The organism is Nostoc sp. UIC 10890 (genome assembly GCF_054786515.1).
In genome coordinates this window covers 5,458,775-5,484,298 of record NZ_JBSGKF010000001.1, presented here as the reverse complement: position 1 = coordinate 5,484,298, position 25,524 = coordinate 5,458,775, and the positions used below count along the sequence as shown (strand labels likewise).

Below are 25,524 nucleotides of genomic sequence, written 5' to 3'. Positions count from 1 at the left end.
CATTGCCCATTGCCCATTGCCCATTCCCAATCAACCTGTATTTCTCATCCCAGCGGCAATACCATTAATAGTTAACAATGCTCCTCGCAGTAACTCACCTTTGCTGTAACGAGAGTGGATGACTCCAGAAGTAGCAGTAGTGTTTAGGGACTGGCGTAGGCGCTTGAGCAGTGAAACTTGGATAAATCCCAGGGGGACAATTGTGCCATTGCGTAACTGCACAGATCGCTGCAATACAGGATCACCATCTAACAGTCGATTGTGATCGGTGATTTTTAACACCAAATCCCTTGTCAGATAGAACTCGCTAGCAATTTGGTCAAATACCTTGGCAAAACGAAGTTGATCTTCTGGCTTTGACAATTCTTGGACGTAGTGATGTGCCATTTGCATATCTACTTTTGCCAAGGTCATCTCAGCCTTAGAAATCACCATCTTGAAGAACGGCCACTTAACATAAAAGTAGCGCAGCAATTTCAAATGTTCTTCTGGTTCTTCGTTCAAGAAGTCTTGTAAAGCTGTGCCAACACCGTACCAGGAAGGCAGCAAAAATCTAGTTTGTGTCCAGCTAAATACCCAAGGAATAGCTCGCAGACTACTTAAATCTTTCTTACCAGATGGACGGCGGGCTGGACGGGAACTAATTTGTAGCTGACTAATTTCTTCAATTGGGGTTACTTGGTGGAAGAAGTCAACAAAATCAGGCTGTTCGTAGATTAGAGCACGATAATGTTGACGCGATCGCGCTGCTAATTCTTCCATAATCTCATTCCAGGGTTCAATATCATCAAACCCTGTCCGCAGTAGGCTAGCTTGAATCACAGCTGTGGTGATGGTTTCCATGTGGTACAAAGCCAAGTCCAACAAGGAGTATTTGGAAGCCAAAACTTCTCCTTGTTCGGTAATCTTGATTCGCCCATTGATACTATGACCGGGTTGAGCCAAAATCGCCTCGTAAGCAGGGCCACCACCCCGTCCTACAGAACCGCCGCGTCCGTGGAAAATTCGCAAACTTAGATCATAGTTTTCTGCTATTTGTTGCAGTGATTTTTGGGCTTTATGAATTTCCCAGTTGCTACTTAAAAAACCAGAGTCTTTGTTGCTGTCAGAATACCCCAGCATTACTTCTTGCAAGTTGGGGGTGAGGGGGGAGGGGGCAGGGGAGGCAAGGGAGGATGAATTTTCATCCACGACAACGCTCTCTGTTTTTGTCTGTTCGTAGCCGCCGGCTAATAAAGCGCGATATAACGGCAGTTCAAACAGTTTCCGCATGACGCTTCGGGAGCGTTGTAAGTCTTCTACTGTTTCAAATAAGGGGACAACTTGAATTGTTCCGACGGCAATGGCGGGGTCAAAAAGTCTGGCTTCTTTGGCTAATAGCAACACTTCTAGCACGTCGCTCACGTCGCGGCACATGCTGATAATGTAAGTTTGGCAGATATTTAGACCAAATTCTTGTTGGAGCGATCGCACAACGCGAAAAGTTTCAATTACATCGTTGGTTTTTTCAGAAAATGGCAATTCTGCCGGAATTAATGGCCGACGAGTTTGCAATTCTCCGGTGAGCCAAGCGACTCTTTGCTCCTCAGAGAGTTCGTTGTAAGGTTGAGGTAATATTTGCAGGTATTCCAGGATCTCATTCAATGCATCGGCGTGGCGGGATGATTCTTGGCGAATATCTAGCTGTGTCAAGTTAAAACCAAAAATTTCTACTTGACAGATGAGATTTTCTAATTCTCGACAGCTTAAACCTGTTTCTGTCAAGTTGCGCTGAATCATCCGCAGTTCTGCTAAAAAATCGGCTCCGGAAAGATACAGGGGGCTATCTTGATTTTTTGGCGTTTCTCGATTGTATAAAGCTAGATTGCGATCGCGAGTATTTTCCAGTCGTTTCAGCACATAAGCCAGTTTGAGCCGATAGGGTTCTTGTCGATAACGCAGCGCCAGTGCATCGTATACCTCACTCAACTGGGACTGATCCAATTCTAGAGATTCCAGTAAGTCTGGTAAAACATCACTCCAATGCATCGATACACTCAACAATTCAATCAGATTTTTCACTGACTGAATATATCTCCCGATCACCATTTTGCGCTGATAGCAAGCTGTCTTCCAGGTAATTTCAGGTGTGACTGATGGATTCCCATCCCTGTCTGAGCCTACCCAAGAGCCGAAAGAGCAAAAGTTTTTACTCGGTGGTTCTAGCCAAGGAAAGGTATTGGATAGGGTATGTTTGAAACGTTTATAAAGTTGGGGAATGCCATCAAATAGAACTTCTTGGAAGTAGTGCAGGGCATAATCTACTTCGTCTAGCACCGTGGGTTTAAACTGGTGAAGTTCATCTGTGCGCCACCACAGGCGAATTTCTTCGAGCAATTGTTCGCGGACATCTGCTGCTTCCCAAGCATATCCCCCAGATGTACCACCAGAATGGTTTTCCAAGGCATCCAGTTTTTGTAAGAGTTGTACCACCTGGCGCTGTTTATCGCGGATGGTATGACGAACAATTTCCGTTGGGTGTGCTGTGAAAACTAAGCGCACATCCAGATGTGCAATTAGACGTTGAATTTGCTGGGGTGGTACATTCAGTTTGAATAAATAGGGAAACAAGGCAGCGAAAGTCCCCTTTGGTTTGACTGGCGCTTTTTCTAGATAACTCTTTGTCAACAATTCTGCTGCTATTCCCTTGCTAACAGGCGCATCATCTTCTCTTTGATTGGAAGAATAGTTGACATTAGATGCTCTTTCTGAATCTGTAGCCTCTGTTTCTGCTTCATAGCGGCTCAATTGCTGCCGTTGTTCGTATTCCTGCTCTATGATGTTGATCAACTGAAAATATAGAGCGAAAGCACGAGCCGCACGGATTGCTTCGTTGATATTTAGTTGTTCAATTAATTTAACGGCTGAGGATGCTTGGTCATTTGTTGCTTGTCCTTCTGGTGAACATAGATCGCGCAACTGCCGCAACAGATCTACCATATTTTGACCGCATTCTTGCCGGAGAACTGACTCCCACAATTCTTCCACTACCTGGAGACGATGACGCAAAAATAATTCCGACACCGGGTATATATCCGCAGTTTGAGACGAAGAGTATAAAAGGGAACCCATATTCTCTATTCTTGTAAAGCTAATTACTGTTTACGGTTCTAGGTTTTGCACTTAATGCTCACCGGGTTGTTCCTGAGCAAATAATTATTTGGTGTATATCTTCTCATCTTGATTGATTTCGTGTTCATCTGGGAAGTCGAGGTTGGGTAGGCGATCGCCTCGAAATAATTCTTCACTGGCTTCCCCGATGGATTCTAGTGCTCTTACTGTAGTTTTTCCGGTAATGAGCAGCAGTAATATAGACGCTGTACCTATTTGTAAAAGGAAAGATTGGGGAATGCTAAAAAAATCCAAATTGGATGTGGGGTTAGTTGCGGGTTGTTGCTTGGTAGGAGGCATTGCTAATTTTTGGTTATGGGAATATGAGGCAAAAGGAGTTATTAGTCAGGAGTTAAGAGTTAGGAGTTAAGATGACTCCAACATTCAAGGGATGGAGTTGAAATGAGATAAGCTTGTTGTTTGTTTCGCCTATCAGGCGCGTTACATTAGCACATTGGGACGCGAGTCCGGTTTTAAAGGACAAGTTATCAGCCAGTCATATAGAATTATTCTGACTCCTAACTCCTAACTCCTAACTCCTAACTTTTGAATTTTGACTCCCTATTAGTAAAATAAACGCAAAACTCAACATTAGTCAGACTTGCAACCTGTACAAGACTATCTTGGCCGATTTTGTGAGCTACGAAGGTAACAAAATTGTTAAAAAAAAACGTCAGAGTGTGATAGACCTATGGTTCTAGTTTACAAGTGCAGGCACTATCCCCCAACAATCGCTTCCTGTAAAGTTAACTGAGCATGAAAACAGTATTACCAGATCGCCAGCAATCCTTAGTGCAATGGGTAAGCCAAGCAACAGGGATCAACACTTTCGGGGTGAAAGTCCGGTTGCGGGGAAATGACCTTCATATTCTTTGTGAAGGTACAGAATGTCCGCAGCGTTGGCACACTTTGTCTGATTTGCTGCAAGCACTACAGCAAACAAACTTAGATATCCTCACAAGTAACGAACAACCCTCAATATATCAAGTATTTGTCTATGGCCGAAGAAAAGGGGAACAGCGCCCCAAATGGTGCCATCGGGTTTACTTGAATCAAATAGATAAACATCTGGAGCAGGTGGAGCAAGCCTTGCTAGCAGACTCGGAAAAATCCAAACAATCGGGTGGAGCGTTAATTGTCTCTAATGAAAGTTTGGCACGCCAAGGCAACCCAGAAGCGATCGCTCGATATCTCAGCGAAACTCTGAGTACTTTAGGTGTATCCGTACAGGCAAAGATTAAGCTATACAAGCCAAAGAATTCTCAGCCAGAAGAAAATCGCCTGTGGATATTTTGCCAGTCGAGCTATAGCCCTGATGCATCCTTGCTTGCTGAACCAATAGCACAAAAGTTGCGTTATCTCAAGCTTTCCGGCTACCAAGATGCAGTTATTGTTTCCCAGGTGAGCGGCGAAACTGTACATGATTGGCTGCTGCGGGTGGATTTGACACCACCAGAAGTGATGCTCAAAGAGTGGGCGCGTTGGGGGGATATACAAGCGATCGCTCGATTATTAACTGAGGTACTATCAGGGTTAAAAGTTGCTGTCCAAGTTTCTCTGAAAGAATCAACGCTACATATCTTTTGTACCCCAGCTTTTGATCCTTTAGGAACTGCCCCAATCCCAGACAAGGAAGTGTGCTTAAAGGCGATTGTACCCCAGCTAGAAGCGATCGCACCTCAAGGCATTCTCGCCGCCACCGTATACGGACAAAAAGCAGGCGACAAGCAACCCACTTGGATTGATTGGCTGGCTTTACCCGCTGCAAAACATCCCGCCTTTGCCCCATCACCACTAGAGTTGGCAAATACTGGCGATGAACCAGCCATCATATTTTTACTAGAGCGCTTACTCAATCCTGACTTGGATTGGCGGCTATTGACAGGTGGAATTCGCGTACTTTTACTGAACAAAAATGATTTATTGCACATTATGTGTGATGCACCTGTTTGTCCAGGGCGGCAACAAGTAGCAAGTAAAATTACGCAGTTTATTCGCCAATTAAAAATTCCCGGTATGATGGGAGTACGTATCTACGGTCGCCGGGCTGGGAATAAAGAACCTTTTTGGCATTATGGCGTTGATCTTGAACATCGCCAACGTTTAGTGCCAGAAGCAACCCCAGAATTTGCTGCTACTTCTAAATACGTTAACGACCTGGTAACCTCTGAGACTAGTGAGCCAATTTTGCGCCCCGACTTAACAACAGAAGAAGTTCAAAGTTTTGTAACCGAAGTAGCGCGAGATTGGATGACAACGGCCAGTTCAACAGCGAAAAAATTCCTGTTGAGAAGCCAGTTATTTACCGAAAGCAACCAGTCAGCGGAACATAACCATGATGTTCAAGGAATTAAGATTGCTTTAGTTTGGGGAACACTGGGATTATTACTCACTCTCCAAACTGATTGGGTATTGGGCCGAATTATTGCACGGACTACGCCAAGTTCGCCAAAAGTCGCTAGTGCCATCCTCCCATCATCTTCTGAGCACAAGGCATCTTTGACATCTGAAAAAAATCAGACTGAAAAAACAACATTTTTTAGCAGCACTTCCAAGACAAAATCTCCTCCAAATCAGAGTTCTGTATTTAATGCTTCGGAATTTACTCAAAATGATGATACCCCGACTAAAAATTTGGCAGCCGCCCCACTGAAAGAAAAAGCAACCGCAACAGCTATTCTTTTAGCAGCGCGATCGCAGATGCCAAGTTTCAATGTCAGGCAGTTAGATGAACAACTAGCACTGTATAAACAGCGTTTAGCGAGAACTGGTAATCCGCCAGATGTATTGATTATTGGCTCCTCCCGCGCCCTCAGAGGAGTAGATCCAGCAGCACTTTCTAAAGCTTTAGCGACTCAGGGCTATCCAAATCTGGACGTGTTTAATTTTGGGATCAATGGTGCTACTGCACAAGTTGTAGACTTTGTGATTCGCCACGTATTAGAACCATCAGAACTGCCCAAAATAATTATCTGGGCAGATGGCGCTCGTGCTTTCAATGGTGGACGCGAGGATATTACTTTTAAATCCATCGCTGCATCAGCTGGTTATAAACAAGCATTCCAAAAAACACCAACAGATGCAAATAGCGATGATTTAGCCGAAAATACGGTAAATTCGGGAGATAAAAAGACAAATGAGGACGTACCGGAGATTAGTACGTATCAAGCTGTTAATGAGTCATTGAATCAAGCTCTAGCATCTGTTTCCAGTAGCTATCCAAATCGCGATCAAATAAAAAGTTTACTGCAAAAACAACTACTCATACTTGGTCATAATCAGACAGTTGCATCAGAAAAACAGCTAACAGACGGTACTTCGGATGAAAGTACTTCTCGGCAATCAGTTGACTTTGATGGCTTTCTACCTTTGTCTATTCGCTTCAATCCCGCTAGATATTATCAAAAATATTCTAGAGTTACCGGAAATTACGACAACGACTATAAATCTTTCCAAGTAGAAGGACAGCAAGATGCTGCTTTTCAAGAAGTGCTTCAGTTTGCCCAATCTCAGAAAATTTCCTTAGTGTTTGTCAATATGCCTCTGACAGGAGATTATTTAGATCCAGTGCGTAGGCAATATGAGCAGGAATTTCAGCAATATATGTTGCGTTTGGCTACTAATCCCAACTTTATTTATCGTGATTTGAGCCAACAGTGGATAAAAGTAAATGACTACTTTTCTGATCCTAGCCACCTCAACCGCTTTGGCGCATACGAAGTCTCGAAAAAGCTGGCTAATGACCCGATGATTCCTTGGCCAGTGAAGTAGGGACTGGGGATTGGGGATTGGGGATTGGGGATTGGGGATTGGGGATTTGGGAAAATAATCTACAATACCCAATGACAAATGACAAATGACCAATGACCAATGACAAATGACAAATGACAAATGACCAATGACCAATGACCAATGACAAATGACCAATGACTAAAAAATGAACTTTATATCAATTTTCTATGGGCTGTTCTTATTGAGTGTATTAGGAATTTACTGGTCTTTGGCACAACAGAAATTGCGATTGTGGACGCTGCTAATTGCCAGTTTAGTTTTCTATGCATCTTTGCATATTCAGTACATACCATTACTATTAGCCTTGACGTTTATTAATTTCCGTGTAGGGCTGGAGATTGGGCAAAACACATCACCAGGAAAACATTCTCTTGATTGGCAAATTTCTAATGAAGAGTGGCAATTTGCTCAAGGTGATTGGAATCGTCGCCGTCTAAAAGTTTTGTGGGTGGGTATAATTCTAAATGTTTTACTGTTATTAGGTTTTAAGTATTTTACCCCTTTATTCAAGTTTGTTTTTCATGTGCAAACAAACTCACCAGATAGCTCTTTTAAATTGATTGCACCATTAGGAATTTCCTTTTTCACCTTTGAATGCATTGCCTATTTAGTAGATGTCTATCGTGGTGCCCCTGCTAGTGATAATTTTGTCAAATTTGCCACCTACAAATTATTCTTTGCTAAACTAATTTCCGGCCCGATTACGCGCTATCACAACTTAGCAAATCAATTCAATACACTAAACTTTCCCAGTAGCGATAGAGTAGCTGAGGCGCTGTGGTTGATTGCTAGGGGCGCAGTCAAAAAAGGTATTTTTGCAGACCACCTCGGAATTTTCGTCGATTTATGTTTTGGTAATTTGCAACGGGCGGGTAGTACCGATCTCTGGTTAGCTACATTCGCCTACGGTTTGCAGTTATATCTAGATTTCAATGGCTATGTAGATATTGCCCGTGGTAGTGCTATGCTTTTCGGCTTAGTTCTACCTGAAAATTTTGACTTTCCCTACTTCAGCACCAATATTTCAGAATTTTGGCGGCGCTGGCATATGACTCTAGGAGATTGGCTGCGTAACTATGTGTACTTTCCTTTGGGTGGTTCCCGTCGGGGTTTAGTCCGTACCTGCTGGAATTTATTTATTGTGATGCTAATCGCTGGTATCTGGCACGGTGCTGCTTTGGGTTATGTAGTTTGGGGCATATTCCACGGGTTAGCCTTGGTGGTTCATCGACTTACAGATACTATGAGCGATCGCTTTGAAAATCTAGAACAATTCTGGCAAAATCCTCTAGGTATCTTTGTCGCTTGGTTCTTAACTCAATTGATGGTTTTTACCTCTTGGATTTGGTTCCGTCTACCTAATCTTCAAGACTCTTCTTTGGTAATTCGCCATCTTTGGGGTTATCCAGCTGATGCCCAGTTTGCTCAAAAAGTCTATGTAGATGCCTTAAATATGAGTCAATACCAACTCACTTGGGTACTTCTAACTTTAGCTGCCCTTATGGCTATAGTCTATACCTTCAACCGAATGCTGAAGTTAGAGTTTAACTGGCCTCTTAAGCTTGTCTTCGTGCCTATCTGTTTCTACGCTGTTTGGTTATTCGCTCCTGAAGGCAGTTTACCCTACATTTACTTTGATTTTTGATTTTTAAGTAAGTGGGCAAGAATAAATCAAACTATATTAAGGGACTTCCAAAAAATAAATTACCCAATCTTGTGGGGTGGGCCGAAAAGCCACTGGTGTCTACTTTTGCCAAAAATAGCGTACTGATTGGGTGTTGTTCACCCGCCAGGGATTGTAAATCCCTGACTAATTGCTCAAGTCTACTGAAGTAGACTGAAAATTTTTGCAATCTTTAGTCCTCTTCAGAGGACTTTAGCTATGAGACAGGGATTTACAATCCCTGGCGGACGTGCTGGCGGAGGTGCGGTTTCGCGTTAAGTTGACACCAGTGGCGTCTCGCCCGCCTTTGCATACGGGCGGGCGCCCACCCCACAAGAAGTAGTTGAGTATTTTTTTATTTGGAAGTCCCTAAGTAATGTCAATTTCAATTTAATTAGCTCGTAGTAAGGGCTTTAGCCCTTAAGAGAGGACTAAAGTCCCCACTACAAACCTTTAATTATTTACGCCCACTTTAAGACAACTTACAACTTATTATTTCGTTACAAATCAACAGAACTTAAAATCTTTCTAACAGCTTATTTGTAAAGGAATGTAAAGACAATTAACTAGGCGATCGCATCTATTGAAAGTTATAGCTAGTTTGGTCTTGAAGTAGCTTACAAAGCCTCAATACACATACTTTTATCTAGTAGGAAAACTTTATATTTCGATGATCTTTTTAAAGAATACTGTTACAGAATATTAAGTCAAAGATCGCGTCAAAGTAAATTCATGTAGACTGTATTTCAACAGGCAAAATCAATTTGCTTGTTCCATATTTAACAAAAAATAGCACTTATAAAACAATGACCACAACCTTACAACGGCGCTCTGGCGCTAGCGTATGGGATCGCTTTTGCGAGTGGATCACCAGCACTGACAACCGTATTTACATCGGTTGGTTTGGTGTTTTGATGATTCCTACCCTGCTAGCTGCGACCACCTGCTTCGTAATTGCCTTTATCGCTGCTCCTCCTGTGGACATCGATGGTATCCGCGAACCAGTTGCAGGTTCTTTGATCTACGGAAACAACATCATCTCTGGTGCAGTTGTTCCTTCTTCAAACGCCATCGGCTTGCACTTCTACCCAATCTGGGAAGCTGCTTCCTTAGATGAGTGGTTGTACAATGGCGGCCCTTACCAGTTGGTAGTTTTCCACTTCTTGATCGGTTGCGCTGCCTACCTCGGTCGTCAGTGGGAACTTTCTTACCGCTTAGGTATGCGTCCTTGGATCTGCGTAGCTTACAGCGCACCTTTGGCTTCCGCTACCGCAGTATTCTTGATCTACCCAATCGGTCAAGGTTCTTTCTCTGATGGTATGCCTTTGGGTATCTCTGGAACCTTCAACTTCATGATTGTGTTCCAAGCAGAACATAACATCTTGATGCACCCCTTCCACATGTTAGGTGTGGCTGGTGTATTCGGCGGTTCCTTGTTCTCAGCAATGCACGGTTCACTAGTAACTTCTTCCTTGGTTCGTGAAACCACCGAAACCGAGTCACAAAACTACGGTTACAAATTCGGTCAAGAAGAAGAAACCTACAACATCGTTGCAGCCCACGGCTACTTCGGTCGTTTAATCTTCCAATACGCTTCCTTCAACAACAGCCGTTCACTGCACTTCTTCCTCGCAGCTTGGCCTGTCGTCGGTATCTGGTTCACCGCTTTGGGTATCAGCACGATGGCATTCAACCTGAACGGTTTCAACTTCAACCAATCAATCATTGACTCCCAAGGTCGCGTCATCAGCACTTGGGCAGACGTAATCAACCGCGCTAACTTGGGTATGGAAGTAATGCACGAGCGTAACGCTCACAACTTCCCCCTAGATTTGGCTGCTGGTGAAGTTGCACCTGTAGCAATGACTGCTCCTGCTATCAACGGTTAATACTTCAGTATTAGCTAAATAAAAAGCGCCCTCCAGAGATGGGGGCGCTTTTTTTAATCGGCAAAGCTGGTTATCGTAATAAAGACTGATTGGGCATTAACTGGCTCTCAAAGCGGCTGTAAACAATTTGGGTTGGATACCAAGAAGAAAACCAATACAAATCTTGAATAACTTTGCAAGAACTACTCCCATCTGCTAACTCAAAGTGAACCAGAGCTAAATTATTCAATCCAACTACTTCCCGCCCCTCCTGAAACCAACGAGATTTCCAAAACATCACAGGTTGTAACCATTTCCATTTGGCATTTTTGGCTCGTTTCCAGGGAGCTATCAACGAAAATATATCTGCTGTATAGGCAGAAGTTTGAACACTGTTTCGGGGTATCCACTCCAGCACACAATGCCAGTCAGAGTTAGCTACCATCTGGCGATTATGGTGTAATTGCTTCTCGGAAATTTCTACCATATTGGGTGGATTGAGCCACCCTATCCAATGTCTCACCTTTTCTGGTAACAGCCAATCTTTCAATCGTGTGTGAATTAGCCGTGTCAAAATCTCTTCATTCTTTAATGCACTAGCTGTTAACTGCACTAATACAGACTGTAATTTGGAATGGGTACGTGCATAAGACAAGTGAGCAACAGAACTGTAGTGAATATCCCCGGATAGAATAATGACTTGTTGACGTTCCTCAAACAAGGTGGTTAGGAATTTTGCCAGCGCTTCAACATTAATGTTCCAGGCATCTCCAACATCTGTTGAAAAAACTTTCTCCCGTTTTAAATGCCAATGGTGAATCCAATCAATCACTTGTAGTCCAAATACATTAGTGGGTGCAATCACAAATGTAGTTTGAATCTGAGTTTGTTCAGCTATTTCTTGTAAAGGTAAAAGTAGTTGTTGCTCAAAGGCTTGTGGACACAACAGCATCGGGGGCGCGATCGCTTTTTGATCGGCTGGATAACCCCGCCAAGTACGCGTATCAAGCACAATTACTTCATGGCAATCGCTTCTGACTATGTAGTGCCAAGTCAGTGCTTCAGGATGTCGATCCAGAATAAATACTGCACCGTCTCGGACTAAGATAGGTAAGCCTGTGTGCGGATCGTTGGCTGGCATACCTACATAACGAGCGATCGCCTCATCAGCCTTTACATCCGTCCCTTGGGAAGCTGACCAAGCTTGTGCAGCCATCAACAGCTTTTCACCAGATTGACCTTCAGCAAATTGCCCTGGTGTGTTGCCCCACGCTTGAAATACCGTGTAGGCTAACAATGCATTTTGAACTATTCTCCGCCCTAAAGGACGCCCCAGCACTCGCAAACACCAAGCTTGGTTTAGGTTCCAGTCATCACTAACATCATGGTCATCAAAGATGGTGTACATGGGAATATTAGCAAGGGCGCGACGCACTTTCCAAAGCGTATAAATGAATTGTCGCAAATGCCATACTGCCCGATTCCAGTCCTTGATAGCGTGGCGATCGCGCATTACTTGGTGTCCTTTGGGAAATGCGATTGGCCAGCATACTGGCGACCAAGCTAGTAAATAAGTAGCGTAATACTCGCCGAGACTGAAAAGATGACTGTTAACTTTCTCAGGTTTATTATGTAATCCTGCGGTCAAGCCTGCTTGATTTGTCGCAACTTCAGACCGCTCTCCAGGGGGTAGTTGCTGGGGAGTGCAGTATACTCCATTCACAGGAAGTTGTTCTTCCCAACCCAAGAGTGCATCACCAAGAGTACTGGCAACCCACAACGACGGTTCTGATACATCGTCGCCGTAAATTTGATCTCCGGTGAGGAACAGCTGGTGAGGGCGGTGTTGGGGTTGATTAGCCGAAGCCTCGATCAGACTGTCAAGAATTGGCAGTGCATCAAATCCATGACCATGAGGTTTACGGCAGGAAGCATGGACAATTTGTAAATCTTGCAGACAGTTAGGCGGCAAAACAAAGGTTGGCTTTTGATGATCGAAGTAGCTAATGCTGACTGTAGGAGAGGAGTTTGAGCATAATGCTTGTTGCAGAGTTTGCGGGGTTTGGTCAGCAACAGTAAACTGGAGATCGTATGCATATATGTGACCTCCAGTTAGGCGATGTCCAACCGTAGACCGAGCCGTTATCGCAACAACATGAAGATACTTACCCAGAGAAAAGGTAGAGCGTTCCCCATCCAATAAGCAATTTTCTATTGCTTTACCATCATCTGTTGTGTCATAAACTTTAAGTTCTACCTGACAAGACTGTTTCAGTGCTACCCATACCGTCACTGACTCTGGTTCAGTATGTTGGAGGATTGGCCCCGCTAAAATCAGTGGCAGTTCTTGTAAAAACTTGTCCCCAACTTGATACTTCATTGCAAACAGTTAACAAAGTGGTGGTTTTTTAGATGCGTTATTTTGCTCCTAAATTGGTAGCCCAAACTCATCTAATCACCAATCATGCATCAATTCTTATCTGTTTAACATCAGTTCATAGCTTCAAGAAGGCAGGAGGCAGTTCTTGCTGAGGGCAGAAGGCATCGATTTTCTGCTAGTCCACGCAGGTGGACTTAGCTTGTGTAGTAGCGAATTATATTCGCCTAAAACTTTTCAAATATCCTCTGAAGCGTTGCTTTAAGGAACTCCATAGAATGCTGATGCTCGATTAACCAAGGAATGAGTTGCAAAAATGGGTTTTGTGATCGCCTCTAAAAAATCAATACCTAATTTTCTGATACTGATATTAGTTATTTTGACCGCACTGGATCAAATTTGACATAATATGCTATCGTTCCACAATGCGGCGCGGCCGTTAACTAGCAAGAAGACTTAACTATGTTGATCCTAATCAGAGTTTTTCTGCTAGTTGCTACAACATTTTATCAAGCGATCGCGTGCTGGTTTGAAGATCGAAAACTGCCCCCTGGTCAAATGTTTGATGTGGGTGGATATAGTTTACATCTCTACATCGCAGGAAACACTAATCCAACAATTGTCCTAGACCACAGTTTAGGGGGAATTGAGGGCTATCTCCTAGTTGAAGAATTGGCCAAGTTAGCGCGAGTATGTATCTATGACAGAGCGGGTTATGGATGGAGCAATCACAGCCCACATCCCCGAACCAGCAATCAAATTGTGACAGAATTAGATACGCTGCTTACTCAAGCAGGAATTGAACCACCCTACATTTTGATAGGAGATTCTTTTGGTAGCTACAATGTCCGGTTGTATGCCCATCGGTTTCCTGAGAAGGTTATTGGAATGGTACTCACAGACGGACTACATGAGACTGAAATGCTCAAAATGTCTTTTCAGTTGCAAGCTTTGAAACTCTTTTTTATATCGGGCTTTGTGATGTCTATTCTCGGCTCAATACTTGGCATTATTCGATTAATGAGGATATGCAAAATATTTGAACTGCTGAAGCCGGAATTAGGTAAATTTCCTCAGCACTTACTTAATTCAATCAAACGTTCGTTTTGTCGTCCTAAACACTGGATTACAATGATTCGAGAGATGTTAAATCTCAGCGTTAGTGGACGTGAGGTGAGAATAGCTAACCAGTTTGGTGATCTGCCTATAGTTAATATCAAAGCAAATTCTTTTTTAAAACCTTCTCTTTGGACTGTTTTTATTCCTCTGCGAGGTGCTAACCAATTGCGGAAGCAAATGCATATAGAGTTACTAAAGTTATCAACGAATTGTACTCAACTTCAAGCAAGTAAGAGCGGTCATTTTGTATGGGTAGATCAACCTGATGTAATCATAGATGCTGTAAAAATTGTTCTAAATAAAGTTGATCCTTCCCGTCCGGGTTAAGGAACATAGATGCTGAACAGGGAAATTATGAATTTTGTTTTGCATCATCCATAATTCATTTATTTTCTTTTCTCCCCAATATTAAATTTTATGGATTCAAATTCAGCATTGTGTGCAGCGATCGCAAATCACATTACCACTAGTCCCCAACAACGAATTACTTTCGCCGAATTCATGGATATGGTATTATACCACCCTGAACACGGCTACTATTCTAGCGATGCAGTCAAAATTGGCTTTGAGGGTGGTGATTTTTTCACTTCTCCCAACCTCTGCCCTGACTTTGGCGAGTTACTAGCAGAACAATTTTTCCAAATGTGGGAAATTTTAGGAAACCCTGTACCCTTTACTCTAGTAGAAATGGGAGCAGGTCAAGGATTGCTGGCATTGCATATCCTCAAATATCATCAGCTACGCTACCCAGATTTTTTTACCGCGCTGGAATACATCATTGTTGAAAAGTCCCCAGCTTTAAGAGCAGAACAGCAGCAACGCTTGCAAGATTTCCCTGTACGTTGGTGCAATTTAGAGGATATACCACCAAATGCGATCGCAGGCTGCTTTTTTTCTAATGAGTTAGTAGATGCGTTCCCCGTTCATCAATTCGTCCTAGAGAAGGGGGAACTGCGAGAAATTTATGTAACCACAGATAAGAATGAGAAAGCAAGCAATGCCCCATCCCCATTATTTATAGAAGCCACAGGAGAACCTTCAACGCCCCAATTAGCTGAGTATTTAGACTTAGTGGAAATGGACTTTACCCAAAGTACATATCCAGATGGCTACCGTAGTGAAATTAATTTAGCTGCTTTAGACTGGTTGAGTATAGTAGCAGACCGCTTGCAGCGCGGCTATGTGTTAACAATTGATTATGGTTACCCCGCCAATCGTTACTATAATCCCAGGCGATCGCAAGGAACGCTACAGTGTTATTACCATCATCGTTTCCATGACAACCCTTATATTAATATTGGGCGACAAGATATCACTGCCCATGTTAACTTTACGGCTTTGGAACGCTGGGGCGAGAAGTACAATTTAAAGAATATTGGTTTTATTCAGCAGGGATTATTTTTGATGGCGTTGGGGTTAGGCGATCGCATTGCTGCCCTTTCTTATCAAAAGCAACTCCTCTCGCAGTTATTACAGCGCCGGGACGCGCTACACCAACTTATAGATCCCACAGGACTAGGCGGCTTTGGAGTCCTAATTCAGAGCAAAGGTCTGAACAATACAGAAACTTCTCAGACACTAAAAGGATTGACTCTGCCAGAGTAAAGGTAAATTTGAAAAGTTAAAACTCTATTTAAGAATGCAGTATCAGTCTTATTTAGACTAGCATAACAGTGATTACTGTAAAGTTAAACACACTACCAAAGTAATAATTATGTCCACTCATGATCTGCTAATGCTAGCAACACTACTTACCCCTGGGATTTTACTTTCAGTGATAATTATGGTGACTTTTGCCGCTGGTGGTTGATTGCCAGAGTTAGGGAGTAGGAAACTGGGATTTGGGATTGTATCTTAAGTCTCAAATAACTACTTCCCAACAAATTTGAATTAAATAATGCAAACGCAATGTCCACGATGGGCTATGACGCTTAATGACTCGCTAACGCTTCTCTACGAGACGCTACACGAACGCTATCGGTGACGCTGTATTAAAGGAACGTGAAAAATGAAGGTGGCATTTCTGGGAATTGGACTGATGGGACTACCAATGGCTCAAAGGTTATTAGCCGCAGATATACAGCTAGTTGCCTACAATCGTACCCCAGAAAAATTAGCACCACTACAAGCCGCTGGGGCTGAAATTGTCACACATCCCCGCCACGCCATTCGTGCTGCTGAGTGCATAATCCTCATGCTAACTAATGCCCCGGCTATTTATAATGTGTTGCTTTCAGATACTGCTTGGCAAACTTTGGAAGGACGCACGATCATCCAAATGGGAACAATTACTCCCACAGAAAGCCAGGAAATTAGAGATGCAGTTGTTGGGGGTGGTGGTGAGTATTTAGAAGCACCTGTATTAGGGAGTATCCCAGAAGCAAAAGCTGGCAAGTTGAGTGTTATGGTAGGTGCCGAGCCAGAACAATATCAACGCCATTTAAAGTTACTCCAAAATTTTGGGACAGAACCTTTACTTATAGGGCCAGTGGGATCTGCGGCGGCGCTCAAATTGGCACTAAATCAACTAATAGCTTCCCTAACAACTAGCTTTGCTCTGAGTCTAGCTTTTATCCAGCGTCAGGGCGTCGATGTAGATGTGTTTATGCAAATATTGCGTGACAGTCCACTCTACGCACCTACCTTTGACAAAAAGCTACAACGGATGTTGGATGGCAATTATGCTGATCCCAATTTCCCCACAAAACACTTGCTCAAAGATACAGAATTATTTATCTCAGAAGCTAAATCTCGAAGTTTGGATCTTAGCAGTATTAAAGGTGTGCGGGAAATCTTGCAAACAGCCGTGAAAATGTCATTTGCTGATGATGATTACTCATCACTATTTTCTGTAATTAAAGAATGGGGAGAAGGAATCGGAGAATAAAGAGTTTAAGCTCATCCCACGCCTAGATTTCGCAGGTATTGAGGAGCCAAGTCCTTGTGCGTAAGCATCTCTGACAGGAAAAGGAACTGCCTTCAACTAGCGTTTGAGGAACGAAGCCCAACAAATACTTGGTATTTGTTGGGCTTCGCTGATTCTAAAGACAGTCACTACAATTTTTCTTAAACCAAGTGTATTGTGCTCCTCGAAAATTAGAAATTAAAACTTTTTAAAATATAGATGCTCACTGACCATTAGTAGTTGTTGATTGAGGAAATGGTAAAGATTCAGGCTGAGGCTGAACTTCGGGTTGAGGCTGAGGTTCCGGTTGAGGATTGAGAAATTCCTGCCAAATCCTAATTTGCTCTTGTGCTGCACTGTAAGCAGCACTACCTCGCGGAACCGATTTTGCAATGTCAATCCCTCTAGCAATATCAGACTGACCTTGAGAGCGTGCTATTTCTAACAATTGCTGACTCCATTGGTCAATAGCCAAATTTGCATCCATACGTAAAATGCTATTGTTTGAAACTCGATTTGCTAGTCGCATTGCTTCAACCAAAGCTTCTGGTGTACCAGCTGCGCCCACCTCTTGAGCTTTTCTCCAGTTTTCTCTAGTGCGGATTTGCCCTTCCCAGTCATTTATCGCAGCTTGTGCTTCTCCAGCAAGCGCCCTTCCCGACGAAGCAATTTGTTGGGCTGCGCTAATGGCGGCGGTGAGATTTCCACTCTGAGCCAGTTCTTGCGCTTGATCTAAGTAAGGCTGGTCTTGAATTCGCTGAATTTTTCCTACCCAAGTACGAATTTTTTTCCGTGCTTCTGGATATAATGCCCGACCTCTACGAATTTCGCTAGCTTGAGCGATCGCAGCTTGCAAGGAATTGATATCGTCGAATATGGCTATCTGTTCGGCGCGTTCTAAATAAGGTTGGTCTTCAATTGTCTCCACTTGGGCACGCCAGCGACCTATTTCTTGTCTAGCTTCTGTGCCCCTGGGATTATTCACAGGAATCAGCTGTACTTGAGCGATCGCTGCTGTTAAATTATTCACTGTTCCCTGGCTAGCCAATATTCTCGCTTTTTCCAGATGGGCAACATCTTCAATTTCCAGTTGCCAACGAGCAATCAGTTGTTGTGCTTCGTTATACACTGGTCTGGAAGGATCAATTTGTTGTGCTTGAGCGATCGCTGCCTCTAAACCAGAAACGTTACCTATCCAAGCACTCCTTTTCGCGTCAGCTATGGCGATAAAGTCATCTGTTTCGCCCTGTAGTTTCGTAATCTCTGGAATTTGTCTAGCAATATTCAGTGCTTCATCGGCATCTTGCTTGTCTAGTTTTGCCCGTGCTAACTCCAGCATTTGGCGTCCAAATGCGGGAATTGCTTCCTGAGCTTTTTGGTAAAGGTAACTTTCCTGACCAATGGACTCGGCTAACTTGATCGCTTCTAATAAATTATCAACAACTTGGCTTTTTGCTAAACTTTCAGCTTTTCCTAACTTATCGCCATCTTCCCGTGCTGTGGCAATTAGACGATTTAATTGGTCGTATTTAGTACTCGCCCAGTATTGATTGTCTACGCGCAGCATTTTGGCGGACAACATGAATGCCGATTGCCAGCGCCGTTCCTTTACTTCGGCGATCGCACCGTTGTATGTTTCTTCTGCCTTTGACCAAATTGACTGCCATTTGCCAATTTGCTCATCGACTAGCTTATAAGCTGCCACATCTTCGGGTATTTTCTGAGCAGTAGCGATCGCCTCCTCTAAATTCCCAGTTTGGAAACTTTGATCAGCTAGCTTCAAAATATCCCGCGACCATTCTTCGATGAAACGATCAATTTCTCCATGCAAGGGGTGAGTTGGTGGTAGTTGCTTCACCAGAGCGATCGCTTGTAATAGGTCGTTCACTGTCTGCTTAGAAGCCGCCAACTGAGCGCAGTGTAGCCGCACAGAAGCACTAGCTAGGGGCCAAAAAATCGAGGGACAATTCGGGGCAGTTGGCAACTTTAGCAGCATTGCCATTGCCAAGAATGCTACGCTGCCGGGAATCAAAGTTAGCAATGCTAGCCACAATACCCAGCTTTTCATCCATCGTGGCAATTTCCCAGAAGTATTACTGAGTTGGGCAGTTTCTTCTGAATTACTACTTATAGGTAATCCTTCCCTATGGTTTTTTTTTCGCCGCTTCACTGACTTGGAGGTGGAACCAGTAGCAGGGACATCAAATGGTTGAGTTTCACCGAATTGTTCTGTTCGGGATAATCTTTTGTTTTGATCTGGCTCTCTTCCACTGGCTGAAGACCAACTGTCTGGAATATCCCGCTCTGTCATCTCTCACACCAAAATAATTGAATAGCGCTCTGTTTTAGGTCGATAATTCCATTGATGTCATAGTAACTTTCTGATAATTAAAAAGCTACTTTTTTTCAGGCTCTCTCCCCACAGATACCATTAGCGATCTAAAAAAATAGTGCCCTTTTATACTTTATCCTGAAACGGTAGATTCAGCTTGCAAATCGGCAATTAGTTGAGCTAACTGATCGCTACTTGCCTGGTAGACGTTGCCGCAAAACTCGCAAGTTGCTTCAGCACCATCATCTTTAATAATCATATCTTGCAGTTCGGCTTCTCCCAAAATCTTCAGTGCTCCCAAAACGCGATCGAAAGAACAACCACATTGGAAGCGCAGCATTTGCCGTTCGGGAAAGATTACCAGCCCCATATCTCCCAACAAGTCGCCAAGAATTTCAGGTAAGGTTTTCCCAGCTTGCAACAATGGCGTAAATCCTGCTAAACCAGCAACCCGCGATTCTAACGTTTCTACTAGGGCTTCGTCTCTGGCAGCTTTGGGCAATACTTGTACTAGTAATCCTCCAGCCGCAGTTACTCCCCCTGCTCCCACGAATACACCTAAAACTAAAGCTGAAGGTGTTTGTTCAGAATTCACCAGATAATGAGCTACGTCATCGCCAATTTCGCCAGAAATTAGTTCTACTGTACTGGAGTAAGGATAACCATAACCGATATCCCGCACAACATAGAGATAGCCATCACCTACCGCACCACCAACATCTAGCTTACCTTTGGCATTGGGAGGCAATTCTACAGATGGATTCCCCACATATCCGCGTACCGTGCCATCTAAACCTGCATCTACCAATATGCCACCTAAAGGCCCATCGCCCTTAACCCGGACATTGACCCTTGATCCAGTTCGCTTCATACTAGAAGCCATTAACAAGCCCGCCGCCATCGTCCGACCCAGTGCTGCCGTTGCCACATAAGAAAGCTTGTGGCGTCCTCGCGCTTCTTCTGTTAAACGTGTGGTGATCACACCTATGGCACGAATTCCACCTTCGGCTGCTGTTGCACGAATTAACTGATCCGCCATGAATAACCTTACATTTCTTAACAAGTTCACTTTTTCTATTCTAAGTTCTCTGCTGGTAGAAAAGTAACTTAGTAGGCTGCTACGCAAATAAACTGCTGTTATTGGTCATTGGTCATTGGTCATTAGTCATTAGTTATTTGCAAAGGACAATGGACTAATGACTAATGACAAAAACTATTTGCAATATTAGAAATAGCGATGTCTCATCTTTAGGTAATCCTAGAAAAATGCTGGGTAATTTTCAACAAAGTCAACTACGGATCGAAATCGAAGCATCAACAGATGCAATTCGTGACAGTCTGCTGCATCCGGTGCAATTAGAAAAATGGCTCTTAGGGCAACGTTTTGCGCCAGGAATGCCAGAAGAACTGCTTCCCGGATTCCAGTTTACAACCTGGACTGGGCCAGTTGCGATTCATCATCAGGTGGATGTTGCCAAATCCAACTGTCTCCGCTTGGTACTCAGCGGAGGCATTGATGGGTTCCATGAATGGTACTGGGGAGAAGGTTGGGTACAGTCCCGCTTGGAAGGAGTTTCAATTTTGCCCTTGAATTTGGGTCAAACGCTGAGTTTGTTAAGCTTGCGTCAGTTTCTCGCAACTCAAGAACGTTAAATCGATTGAATGTAGAAGGGGGATTTTCCTTGTCTCTAGGACTAGTTCTTTCAAGGTGACTCGAAAAATCTCTTTTTTCTCTCTGTGCCTCTGTGGTTTAAAAGTAATTTATCTAACCACAGAGACGCAGTTAACACAGACTCGCATAGGTCAAAATGCTTAAATTATTTTTAATTTTCGGCTGTTAAGACTTTTTAAACTGTTAATTTTAAATGCGGAAAAAAACAAACATTGAGAAATTCTGTTATCGCGCTATGTTGCCCACTTCCCAGACTCATGGGAATTAGTTCTCCATTGATCAATTCATAGCGCGTATCAGTGCCATCATCATATTTCAGGTATTCTTCAAAGGTTAGTTTTGGGGTGGTTATAGTCATTGCTTCCCCTTGCAAGTTTTTACCTTGGTTTTACAACTAATACTGAACAATTCGCCTCTTCTGCAACTTGACTGCTAACAGAACCCTGAACAATTCGCTTCATCCCCATCAATCCCCGACTGCCAATTATGATCAAGTCAGTTTTGTAAATATTGGCAAGGCGAATAATTTCTTCAGCAGGATCACCAGTTACTAATTCTAAATCACTGGTAACTGATAACTTTTCCTGATAGGATTGCAGTTGTTTTTCAATATGAAAATAAGAAAATGTTGGGGACTCTGGCTGAGGGCGATCAGCGGGTAGTTCCATCTCTGACTCTGGCGTAGGAAACACATGGCAAAGAATAACCTTGGCGTCTTTTGAAAAAGCCAAATTATCTAAAGTCTGAATTACTCGTTCTGAAATTTCCGAACCGTCCAGAGCTACCAAAACACTATTTAGCACCGCTCTCGTCTCCTAAAGAGTAGACCCCTTACATAAGTATCTAGCAAAATCCGCCGGCAGCGACACTAAAGCAATTTTTTATTTGCCAATTTAGTTTATATATTTGAGGCTGTGCCATAGGTAAGTTTCACGCTACTTTTACGCTAGTGGGTTGTAGCAACTATTGTGGAGAAGCTTTTCACGAGTTCGTTGGAGAGGAAAACCCTCTCCAATAAACTACCGGACGCTTAAAGGGCGGCTGAAGGTAGGATAGAAAATGGCGTGCGTTAGCGTAGTTTACCGTAGGTATCGCTATCTAAACTTTTAGTTTGAAGCTAGCGAGTTACTTTTACCAACAGTACAAGAAGAAAAATTAAGCATTCCAAATCACTCTTCTTGCTGAATTCGGCGTCGTACTGAATCAGCATGAGAAGGTAAACCCTCTGCTGTTGCTAGCACATCAATTGCACCAGCCACATTTTGCAGTGCAGTTTGGGAGTATTGAATAATACTGGAGTGTTTTAAGAAAGTTTCAACCCCCAATGCCGAAGCATAGCGGGCAGCACCAGAAGTTGGCAAGGTATGATTAGGGCCTGCCAAATAGTCTCCTACAGCTTCTGGTGTTGAGTAACCCAAAAAGATTGCCCCAGCGTGGCGAATCTGTGGTAAGAGTGCCCAAGGGTCTTTGACTTCTAATTCCAGGTGTTCGGGAGCAAATTCATTTGAGAGTTCTGCTGCTGCTTGGAGCGATTCCACAACGATAATCAAGCCGTAGTGAGCGATCGCTTTTTCTGTGTCTATTCGCCGTGGGTGATCCACTAACTGTCTTTCCAAGGCTACTTGCACGTTCTTCGCTAAAGCTGCATCTGTCGTCAGCAAAATCGCTGCCGCCATTGGATCGTGTTCGGCTTGGGCCAACAAGTCAGCAGCTACATGCACTGGATTTGCGGTTTCATCGGCAATCACCAGCACTTCGCTGGGGCCTGCCAAAGAATCAATCCCAACTGTGCCGTAGACAAGTTTTTTCGCTAGGGTGACATAAATGTTACCAGGCCCAGTAATTACATTCACTTTCGGAATGGTTTCAGTGCCATAGGCTAAAGCGGCGATCGCTTGTGCGCCCCCAATGCGATAAATTTCTTGCACCCCTGCTTCTTGGGCAGCTACTAAGACTGCGGGATTAATTGCACCCCCTGGTCCTGGTGGTGTTACCATCACCACGCGGGGTACAGCAGCAACACGAGCCGGAATTGCATTCATCAGCACAGTACTGGGATAGGCGGCACGGCCACCAGGTACATACAACCCGGCTCGGTCTACGGGAGTGTAGCGTTTGCCCAGCACTACTTCATCGTCGCCAAAGTGTACCCAGCTTTTCGGTACTCGCTGACGATGAAACGCTTCAATTTGGCGGCAAGCTAGCCGAACTGCATCAAGCAATTCCTTTGACACCTGTTGATAGGCTGCATCCAATTCCGAGCCTGTAACTCGGAGTTCTTCTGCTTTCAGGGTTTGTTTGTCAAATTCGGCTGTGTAATGCAATACAGCTTTGTCGCCTTGGCGCTTCACTGCTTGCAAAACTTCTCGTACCGTTGCTTCTTTGTGAAGCACCTGTTCGTCATGGGTGCGATCGCAGATCCGTTGCAGTTCTGCTCTGACGTCTGCCTGCTGAGTAATGATTCGCAGCATGGAGTAAGGACAATGCCAAAATTATAATATTGCCACCTGAGACTTAGTATTGCTCTTGACCCACTGGGGTATGCAAGCTGACTCTAATTCTCTTCTCTAGCTTAACCTGGATTTTTTTGATACTCTCAAGGCTGCCAGCATATAATTTGCTTGAGAAGGCGACTTAATTGCTCAGTCCGACAAGCCTTGACAGGCTATCGGCAGGAAGCAGGTGTGCCATTCCCCGCTACCCTTATGCCCTTACCTTCACTCCTTGCGAAGTGTAGGTGGTGTGTTTTCACATCCAAATCCCCAGAATTAACAGGGGGTAGGGTCTGAGTATGATTTTTACTTAATTTACCTAACTTATTAGTAGTTAATGTGTGTACAGACACGATATGTTCGATTCTGTACCTGGAAATTCCTGAAATTTAGCTCTTTACAGTTCTTTGCCTCTGACAATACATCTGCTTTAAAGACAGATTATATTTATTGGCAATCACGTTGCTTTAATCAGGTGGTGAGTTAGGGTCACTATTTTCTTTGATGTAGCTTATTTTAACGCATTTTCTAAATTGACGACACACTGAATTGAGGAGTAGGGAGCAGAGGGGAAGTTCCAGTAAGTCTTTCCCCTCTGCTCATTTGCTCCTCTGCTTCTTCCAATGCCCGCTCGCGTAGTTGCTTTATGGTTCTACCCAGCGTTCATCTGCCTTAATAAGGTTAATTAATTCCTCTACACCTTTATCTTCTGGGACTTTTTTAATTTCTTCTCGGCCACGGTACAAAGAAATGTAACCAGGTGTTTTGCCAACATAGCCATAATCGGCATCTGCCATTTCTCCGGGGCCATTGACAATACAACCCATAACTGCTATATCCAAACCAGTTAAGTGTTTAGTTGCTTCCCGAACTTTGTGCAGCACTTCCTCGAGGTTAAACAAAGTGCGTCCACAGGAAGGACAAGCAACGTATTCCACCATCGTTTTTCGCAATCCCAAAGCTTGGAGAATGCTGTAGCAAACGGGAATTTCTTTTTCTGGTGCTTCTGTCAATGAGACGCGAATGGTATCGCCAATGCCATCAGCAAGTAAGGTAGCAATACCAGCCGTAGATTTAATTCGCCCGTATTCGCCATCACCGGCTTCCGTAACGCCTAAATGTAATGGATAATCCATACCCAGGTCATCCATTCGCTTGGCGATGAGGCGATAGGCGGCTACCATCACCGGTACTCGTGAGGCTTTCATGGAAATTACCAAGTTGCGGAAATCCAAAGATTCACAAATGCGGATGAATTCTATGGCAGATTCCACCATTCCTTCGGGGGTGTCACCGTAAGTAAATAGCATTCTCTCTGCAAGGGAACCGTGATTTACCCCAATTCGCATCGATTTCCCTTGATCGCGCAAAGAAACTACCAGAGGCTCTAAGGTTTCGCGGATTTTATCGCCAATTTCGTCAAATTCGCTTTTAGTATATTCAGTTCTATTGATGTTTGGCTTTTCAAACACATACAAGCCCGGATTAATCCGTACTTTCTCGATGTGCTTGGCGACTTCCACGGCGATTTTCAGCCCATTGTGATGGACATCAGCCACAATTGGCACGTCTTGGTAAGTTTTAATTAATTTTTGTTTAATTTCGGCTAAAGCTTTAGCATGAGCCATACTTGGCACTGTGACGCGGACAATTTCGCAGCCAATTTCGTGCAGACGACGAATACCAGCTACGGAACCATCAATATCAAGAGTGTCTTCGTTAATCATTGACTGCACCACAACAGGGTAGCCACCGCCAATGGTGACATTTCCCACCTTTACGGGACGGGTTTTACGCCGCTTGATGGTTGTATCAAAGGTGTCTTGACTTGATGTGGGATTTGAAGTGTCTACTGCGGGCAGAGTTTGCATAACCTGACTAGGTAAATTTGCTGTAGCTAAAATATCAGATTTGATAAATCTCTGTTTCCCAGATTGCCACAGCTAGCGGCTCTTTTGGACGATTAAATAGAAAAAAAATTAAAATAACACAGGTGAGGTAATAAAGAGCGATTTAATTGCTTAAAAATATTTTTATCTGAGTAGCTTGAGTAGCGATCGCTAAATTTATATTTCCATAATACAAATATACTATTTAACCAAGAGGACGAGGAGCGATCGCCCCTAGCGCCAGCTAAATTAGACTTATCACCAA

At 43.6% G+C, this 25,524-nt stretch carries 16 protein-coding genes; 7 read left to right on the top strand and 9 right to left on the bottom strand.

What is annotated here, in order from left to right; translation table 11 throughout:
* Nucleotides 1-30 precede the first annotated feature (30 nt).
* Both ppc and ACWATR_RS22775 read right to left on the bottom strand, forming a co-directional pair.
* Nucleotides 31-3,111, bottom strand: coding sequence for a phosphoenolpyruvate carboxylase (gene ppc / locus ACWATR_RS22780; protein WP_460337389.1), 3,081 nt, complete (start codon nt 3,109-3,111; stop codon nt 31-33).
* An 84-nt stretch (nt 3,112-3,195) separates the two neighbouring features.
* Nucleotides 3,196-3,450, bottom strand: coding sequence for a hypothetical protein (locus tag ACWATR_RS22775; RefSeq protein WP_460337386.1), 255 nt, complete (start codon nt 3,448-3,450; stop codon nt 3,196-3,198).
* Between the two features lie 456 nt (nt 3,451-3,906).
* On the opposite strand from ACWATR_RS22775, the gene ACWATR_RS22770 reads away from it, so the two are divergent.
* The 3 genes from ACWATR_RS22770 (at nt 3,907) to psbA (ending at nt 10,494) form a co-directional block, all read left to right on the top strand.
* Nucleotides 3,907-6,921: a DUF1574 domain-containing protein gene (locus ACWATR_RS22770; RefSeq protein ID WP_460337383.1), complete on the top strand. Its 3,015-nt coding sequence runs from the start codon at nt 3,907-3,909 to the stop codon at nt 6,919-6,921.
* Between the two features lie 166 nt (nt 6,922-7,087).
* Nucleotides 7,088-8,587: an MBOAT family O-acyltransferase gene (locus ACWATR_RS22765; protein WP_460337380.1), complete on the top strand. Its 1,500-nt coding sequence runs from the start codon at nt 7,088-7,090 to the stop codon at nt 8,585-8,587.
* Between the two features lie 824 nt (nt 8,588-9,411).
* Complete coding sequence (gene psbA, locus ACWATR_RS22760; RefSeq protein ID WP_460337377.1) at nt 9,412-10,494, top strand: photosystem II q(b) protein; 1,083 nt, start codon at nt 9,412-9,414, stop codon at nt 10,492-10,494.
* Nucleotides 10,495-10,564: 70 nt separating this feature from the next.
* Here psbA and ACWATR_RS22755 read toward each other — a convergent pair whose 3' ends face one another.
* The gene (locus ACWATR_RS22755) at nt 10,565-12,853 is read right to left on the bottom strand and encodes an alkaline phosphatase D family protein (RefSeq protein WP_460337370.1); all 2,289 of its coding nucleotides are present in this window, start codon (nt 12,851-12,853) and stop codon (nt 10,565-10,567) included.
* Nucleotides 12,854-13,312: 459 nt separating this feature from the next.
* On the opposite strand from ACWATR_RS22755, the gene ACWATR_RS22750 reads away from it, so the two are divergent.
* The 3 genes from ACWATR_RS22750 (at nt 13,313) to ACWATR_RS22740 (ending at nt 16,856) form a co-directional block, all read left to right on the top strand.
* A complete protein-coding gene (locus tag ACWATR_RS22750) occupies nt 13,313-14,296 on the top strand; it encodes an alpha/beta fold hydrolase (protein WP_460337367.1) in 984 nt (327 codons plus the stop codon).
* Nucleotides 14,297-14,386: 90 nt separating this feature from the next.
* Entirely contained in the window at nt 14,387-15,574 is a 1,188-nt protein-coding gene (locus ACWATR_RS22745) for a class I SAM-dependent methyltransferase (protein ID WP_460337364.1), read from the top strand.
* 403 nt (nt 15,575-15,977) lie between these two features.
* Nucleotides 15,978-16,856 carry an NAD(P)-dependent oxidoreductase gene (locus tag ACWATR_RS22740; RefSeq protein WP_460337360.1) on the top strand — a complete coding sequence of 293 codons (879 nt, stop codon included), beginning with the start codon at nt 15,978-15,980 and terminating at the stop codon, nt 16,854-16,856.
* 241 nt (nt 16,857-17,097) lie between these two features.
* Here ACWATR_RS22740 and ACWATR_RS22735 read toward each other — a convergent pair whose 3' ends face one another.
* Complete coding sequence (locus ACWATR_RS22735; protein WP_460337357.1) at nt 17,098-19,185, bottom strand: coiled-coil domain-containing protein; 2,088 nt, start codon at nt 19,183-19,185, stop codon at nt 17,098-17,100.
* A gap of 154 nt (nt 19,186-19,339) precedes the next feature.
* Entirely contained in the window at nt 19,340-20,245 is a 906-nt protein-coding gene (hslO, locus tag ACWATR_RS22730; protein ID WP_460337354.1) for an Hsp33 family molecular chaperone HslO, read from the bottom strand.
* 227 nt (nt 20,246-20,472) lie between these two features.
* On the opposite strand from hslO, the gene ACWATR_RS22725 reads away from it, so the two are divergent.
* Nucleotides 20,473-20,859, top strand: a complete 387-nt coding sequence (locus tag ACWATR_RS22725; protein WP_069072046.1) for a hypothetical protein — start codon at nt 20,473-20,475, stop codon at nt 20,857-20,859.
* A 194-nt stretch (nt 20,860-21,053) separates the two neighbouring features.
* On the opposite strand, the gene ACWATR_RS22720 is transcribed toward ACWATR_RS22725, so the two are convergent.
* The 4 genes from ACWATR_RS22720 to ispG form a co-directional block, all read right to left on the bottom strand.
* Nucleotides 21,054-21,236, bottom strand: coding sequence for a Uma2 family endonuclease (locus ACWATR_RS22720; RefSeq protein ID WP_460337351.1), 183 nt, complete (start codon nt 21,234-21,236; stop codon nt 21,054-21,056).
* 19 nt (nt 21,237-21,255) lie between these two features.
* Nucleotides 21,256-21,681, bottom strand: a complete 426-nt coding sequence (locus ACWATR_RS22715) for a universal stress protein (RefSeq protein ID WP_069072048.1) — start codon at nt 21,679-21,681, stop codon at nt 21,256-21,258.
* Nucleotides 21,682-22,047: 366 nt separating this feature from the next.
* On the bottom strand, nt 22,048-23,349 hold the full coding sequence (hisD, locus tag ACWATR_RS22710) for a histidinol dehydrogenase (RefSeq protein WP_460337347.1): 1,302 nt from the start codon (nt 23,347-23,349) through the stop codon (nt 22,048-22,050).
* Nucleotides 23,350-24,014: 665 nt separating this feature from the next.
* Entirely contained in the window at nt 24,015-25,241 is a 1,227-nt protein-coding gene (gene ispG, locus ACWATR_RS22705; protein WP_420761219.1) for a (E)-4-hydroxy-3-methylbut-2-enyl-diphosphate synthase, read from the bottom strand.
* Nucleotides 25,242-25,524: the final 283 nt, after the last annotated feature.

What these genes read in the sequence shown, in the direction of transcription:
- psbA (WP_460337377.1), top strand. Translation starts at nt 9,412, where the DNA reads ATGACCACAACCTTACAACGGCGCTCTGGCGCTAGCGTATGGGATCGC.
- ACWATR_RS22725 (WP_069072046.1), top strand. Translation starts at nt 20,473, where the DNA reads ATGCTGGGTAATTTTCAACAAAGTCAACTACGGATCGAAATCGAAGCA.
- ACWATR_RS22770 (WP_460337383.1), top strand. Translation starts at nt 3,907, where the DNA reads ATGAAAACAGTATTACCAGATCGCCAGCAATCCTTAGTGCAATGGGTA.
- ispG (WP_420761219.1), bottom strand. Translation starts at nt 25,241, where the DNA reads ATGCAAACTCTGCCCGCAGTAGACACTTCAAATCCCACATCAAGTCAA.
- ppc (WP_460337389.1), bottom strand. Translation starts at nt 3,111, where the DNA reads ATGGGTTCCCTTTTATACTCTTCGTCTCAAACTGCGGATATATACCCG.
- ACWATR_RS22755 (WP_460337370.1), bottom strand. Translation starts at nt 12,853, where the DNA reads ATGAAGTATCAAGTTGGGGACAAGTTTTTACAAGAACTGCCACTGATT.
- ACWATR_RS22740 (WP_460337360.1), top strand. Translation starts at nt 15,978, where the DNA reads ATGAAGGTGGCATTTCTGGGAATTGGACTGATGGGACTACCAATGGCT.
- ACWATR_RS22735 (WP_460337357.1), bottom strand. Translation starts at nt 19,185, where the DNA reads ATGACAGAGCGGGATATTCCAGACAGTTGGTCTTCAGCCAGTGGAAGA.
- ACWATR_RS22765 (WP_460337380.1), top strand. Translation starts at nt 7,088, where the DNA reads ATGAACTTTATATCAATTTTCTATGGGCTGTTCTTATTGAGTGTATTA.
- ACWATR_RS22720 (WP_460337351.1), bottom strand. Translation starts at nt 21,236, where the DNA reads ATGACTATAACCACCCCAAAACTAACCTTTGAAGAATACCTGAAATAT.
- ACWATR_RS22745 (WP_460337364.1), top strand. Translation starts at nt 14,387, where the DNA reads ATGGATTCAAATTCAGCATTGTGTGCAGCGATCGCAAATCACATTACC.
- hisD (WP_460337347.1), bottom strand. Translation starts at nt 23,349, where the DNA reads ATGCTGCGAATCATTACTCAGCAGGCAGACGTCAGAGCAGAACTGCAA.
- ACWATR_RS22775 (WP_460337386.1), bottom strand. Translation starts at nt 3,450, where the DNA reads ATGCCTCCTACCAAGCAACAACCCGCAACTAACCCCACATCCAATTTG.
- ACWATR_RS22750 (WP_460337367.1), top strand. Translation starts at nt 13,313, where the DNA reads ATGTTGATCCTAATCAGAGTTTTTCTGCTAGTTGCTACAACATTTTAT.
- hslO (WP_460337354.1), bottom strand. Translation starts at nt 20,245, where the DNA reads ATGGCGGATCAGTTAATTCGTGCAACAGCAGCCGAAGGTGGAATTCGT.